The organism is Campylobacter sp. BCW_4341, assembly GCF_001764255.1.
In the GTDB taxonomy this organism is placed as follows: Bacteria; Campylobacterota; Campylobacteria; order Campylobacterales; family Campylobacteraceae; genus Campylobacter_D; species Campylobacter_D jejuni.
The window spans coordinates 1-1,795 of record NZ_MKAH01000018.1; the positions used below are offsets into that span (position 1 = coordinate 1).

Annotated in this window: 6 protein-coding genes; all 6 read left to right on the forward strand. The window is 24.4% G+C overall.

Annotated elements, in window-relative coordinates:
- Positions 1-177 precede the first annotated feature (177 nt).
- Positions 178-321: a hypothetical protein gene (locus AJN70_RS09595; RefSeq protein WP_002807233.1), complete on the forward strand. Its 144-nt coding sequence runs from the start codon at positions 178-180 to the stop codon at positions 319-321.
- 174 nt (positions 322-495) lie between these two features.
- Positions 496-717, forward strand: coding sequence for a hypothetical protein (locus AJN70_RS02755; protein WP_002881155.1), 222 nt, complete (start codon positions 496-498; stop codon positions 715-717).
- Entirely contained in the window at positions 707-976 is a 270-nt protein-coding gene (locus AJN70_RS02760; protein WP_002789000.1) for a type II toxin-antitoxin system YafQ family toxin, read from the forward strand. The genes AJN70_RS02755 and AJN70_RS02760 overlap by 11 nt, the downstream gene beginning before the upstream one ends.
- A 90-nt stretch (positions 977-1,066) precedes the next feature.
- Positions 1,067-1,189: a hypothetical protein gene (locus AJN70_RS09830; protein ID WP_002813541.1), complete on the forward strand. Its 123-nt coding sequence runs from the start codon at positions 1,067-1,069 to the stop codon at positions 1,187-1,189.
- Entirely contained in the window at positions 1,152-1,394 is a 243-nt protein-coding gene (locus AJN70_RS02765) for a hypothetical protein (RefSeq protein WP_070232975.1), read from the forward strand. The genes AJN70_RS09830 and AJN70_RS02765 overlap by 38 nt, the downstream gene beginning before the upstream one ends.
- Before the next feature lie 11 nt (positions 1,395-1,405).
- Complete coding sequence (locus AJN70_RS09600; RefSeq protein WP_002807233.1) at positions 1,406-1,549, forward strand: hypothetical protein; 144 nt, start codon at positions 1,406-1,408, stop codon at positions 1,547-1,549.
- Positions 1,550-1,795: the final 246 nt, after the last annotated feature.

Genomic DNA, 1,795 nt, shown 5'->3' on the forward strand with positions numbered 1-1,795 from the left:
TTTAGATGATATGGTAAAACACAAACAAAGTGATGAAGTTTTTAAAGTGTTTTATAAAAAAGATGATAATAGAGTTAGTAATATGCAAGCTTTAAATCGTTTTGATAAACTTAAAGGTGCAATGACAAAAATAATTTTAGATAGTGGTTTTAAACCTGATAAATAAAAAGGATTAATATGTGTAAAGATCAAGAATATATAGAGCAAAGAAAGGTTTTATGGGAAAAAAGTTTTGAAGCCTTTAAAGATGATAAAGTGTATCAAAAAGAACAGCTTGAACTTGCAGAAGCAGGAATTAATGATGGCTTAGAGGAGGATTAATTATATAATTAGCCATATATTTATATTAGTTTTTTTAAAAAACCGTTTTTACTATTCTTTAATCTTTTATATTGTATTTTGATTGTCTTATTTATGTAATTTTATATATAAAAAATTTACAACAAAACCCTTTATGGTATAATAAAAATAAAAATTATATAAGAAAGGATATAAATGGCTATAAAAATTGAAATTAGCGGATTTGATAAGGATTTTTTACCTGTTTTTGAGAGTTTAGCTAAAAGCCTAAAAGCTACTTATTGTTTGTTAGAATGTGATACTCCAGAAGAGAAAAAACAAAGTTCTATGAAAAAGGCTTTAGAAGAAATGAAAAATGGAGAGCATGAAACTTTTAAAAACTTTGATGAGTATAAAAAGGCTATGCGTGAAATATGAAATTAGAGTTTTAAAAGAATACAAGAAAAACTATAAGAAGCTAACGCTAAAAGAAAAAGACTTAGTAGATGAAATAGTCTATCGCTTATCTAACAATGAAACTCTTGAAAGAAAATACAAAGATCATAAACTAAAAGGTGAATTTAAAGAGCTTAGAGAGTGTCATGTAAAACCTGATTTGCTCTTAATTTATCAAAAACAAGATGATAAACTTATTTTAACATGTATTAATATAGGTTCTCATAGCGAGTTGTTTTAATAATTGAAGTTAAATTAATCAAGTTTATAAAAATCCATAACTACATATTAAGTCATTTATATCATAATAGAAAGAAAAAAGAAAAACACTATGAAAAAATTATCCCAAGAAGAAATACAAAAAGCTATGAGAGAATGTGTAGTAAGTTCTTATACTTATGATCCAGTTAATCCTAATGGTTATTTCTCAAGATTTATTCGATGTTTTAAATGAAGATTTTACCAAAGAATATGAATTCATAGATAGTCCTACTTTAGATGATATGGTAAAACACAAACAAAGTGATGAAGTTTTTAAAGTGTTTTATAAAAAAGATGATAATAGAGTTAGTAATATGCAAGCTTTAAATCGTTTTGATAAACTTAAAGGTGCAATGACAAAAATAATTTTAGATAGTGGTTTTAAACCTGATAAATAAAAAGGATTAATATGTGTAAAGATCAAGAATATATAGAGCAAAGAAAGGTTTTATGGGAAAAAAGTTTTGAAGCCTTTAAAGATGATAAAGTGTATCAAAAAGAACAGCTTGAACTTGCAGAAGCAGGAATTAATGATGGCTTAGAGGAGGATTAATTATATAATTAGCCATATATTTATATTAGTTTTTTTAAAAAACCGTTTTTACTATTCTTTAATCTTTTATATTGTATTTTGATTGTCTTATTTATGTAATTTTATATATAAAAAATTTACAACAAAACCCTTTATGGTATAATAAAAATAAAAATTATATAAGAAAGGATATAAATGGCTATAAAAATTGAAATTAGCGGATTTGATAAGGATTTTTTACCTGTTTTTGAGAGTTTAGCTAAAAGC

Bases quoted from the DNA above. Each gene is read 5' to 3' on its own strand.
- AJN70_RS02755 (WP_002881155.1), top strand. From the start codon at position 496: ATGGCTATAAAAATTGAAATTAGCGGATTTGATAAGGATTTTTTACCT.
- AJN70_RS09600 (WP_002807233.1), top strand. From the start codon at position 1,406: ATGTGTAAAGATCAAGAATATATAGAGCAAAGAAAGGTTTTATGGGAA.
- AJN70_RS09830 (WP_002813541.1), top strand. From the start codon at position 1,067: ATGAAAAAATTATCCCAAGAAGAAATACAAAAAGCTATGAGAGAATGT.
- AJN70_RS02765 (WP_070232975.1), top strand. From the start codon at position 1,152: ATGGTTATTTCTCAAGATTTATTCGATGTTTTAAATGAAGATTTTACC.
- AJN70_RS09595 (WP_002807233.1), top strand. From the start codon at position 178: ATGTGTAAAGATCAAGAATATATAGAGCAAAGAAAGGTTTTATGGGAA.